Here is a 1,219-nt window from a genome sequence, read left to right as displayed (position 1 = left end):
GCGGCGGGCCACCAGGTCGGCGAGCACGGCCGGCACGTCGACGCCCGGCAGCGCGGCCGCGATGTCCCGCGCCGGCCGCACCCCGTCGCACAGCCCCAGCACGGCGGCCGCGTCCTGCCCGACCGTACGCGGCGGCCGCCCCGGCACCGTCACCTCCGTGCCCGCGACCCGCACGAACGGCACCCGCCGCGGCGCCACCCACTCCCGCAGCGCGGGGTCGGCGTCGACGCGCGCCGCCAGCGCGTCCACCGCCCACCCGGCGAAGTACACCTCCGTCGCGGCGATCAGCCCCTCACCCGGGTCGACGGCGACGCCCGGCTCGCTCAGGTCCCAGTGCCCCCAGCCGACGGGCCCGAAGAAGCCGATGGTGTCGTTCTTGACGCAGAAGCGCTGCCAGTAGTGCGCGACGAGCTCCTCGCGCTGGCGCGGCATGCTCGTGCGGCCCGCGGCGCTCGGCGACCACGCCAGGAACGGGGCGATCCCCGAGCTGAGCACCGGCCGGTTCTGCCACGCCACCGCCTCCCGGAACGCGGGCGTCCGCGCGATGTCCTGCAGCGTGTGCGCCGTCTCGACCGCGGCCTCCGCGAACAGCCCCGCGAAGCCGTCCCACCGCTCCCCGGCCAGCTCATCGTCCGGCGCGAACTTGTCGGCCGCCTCCGCGAGACCGTACGGGGCGAGCCGCAGCACCCCGCCGGCCGGGAAGCCGGGCCCGCGCAGCGCGAACTGCTCCCACAGCCTCCACCGCCCGCCGGCCGTCCCCATGCCGTCCACGGCGCTCACCCCTGGAGGAGGTCGGTGTCGACGACGTCACCGAGGTCGGCGGGCGTCGGGTAGGCGAAGACGAGCGCCACCGGCACCTCCACGCCGAGTGCCTCCTCCAGCCGTGCGGTGACCTGGAACGCGGTCAGGGAGTCCCCGCCGTTCTCGTAGAAGTCGCTGTGCTCGTCCAGGTCCGCGATGCCCAGGGCGTCCCGGTAGACGCGGACCAGCAGCTCGGTGGTCGTGGCACGGCCGGTGGCGGTCAGGGTGGTCTCGGTCATCGGATCTCCTCCAGTTCGGAAAGGCGGGAAAATTCAGGCACTTCGGGACGCTCGGAAAAGCCGGGATACCCGGGATACCCGGGAGGGCCGGACAGGCCGGACGGCCCGGAGAGCCCGGAGAGCCCGGACAGGCCGGCGGGCTCGGACAGGGCGGACAGGCCGGGAGGTTCGGACAGGGC

General features: G+C 75.3%; 2 protein-coding genes and 1 pseudogene. All 3 read right to left on the bottom strand.

All coding sequences use genetic code 11. The annotated features are described in order from the left end of the window. A partial coding sequence (locus tag HTZ82_RS05160; RefSeq protein WP_309235313.1) for a lantibiotic dehydratase occupies positions 1-780 on the bottom strand: 780 nt, incomplete at its 3' end. Beyond that, on the bottom strand, positions 777-1,040 hold the full coding sequence (locus tag HTZ82_RS05155) for an acyl carrier protein (RefSeq protein ID WP_175408069.1): 264 nt from the start codon (positions 1,038-1,040) through the stop codon (positions 777-779). The genes HTZ82_RS05160 and HTZ82_RS05155, both read right to left, overlap by 4 nt. Then, positions 1,037-1,219: pseudogene (locus tag HTZ82_RS31710) on the bottom strand (hypothetical protein); the annotation flags it as partial. The gene HTZ82_RS05155 and the pseudogene HTZ82_RS31710, both read right to left, overlap by 4 nt.

The sequence above is a fragment of the Streptomyces sp. TRM64462 genome (assembly GCF_013362995.1).
Lineage (GTDB): Bacteria > Actinomycetota > Actinomycetes > Streptomycetales > Streptomycetaceae > Streptomyces.
This window is presented reverse-complemented; position numbering and strand designations above follow the sequence as displayed.

What these genes read in the sequence shown, in the direction of transcription:
- HTZ82_RS05155 (WP_175408069.1), bottom strand. Translation starts at nt 1,040, where the DNA reads ATGACCGAGACCACCCTGACCGCCACCGGCCGTGCCACGACCACCGAG.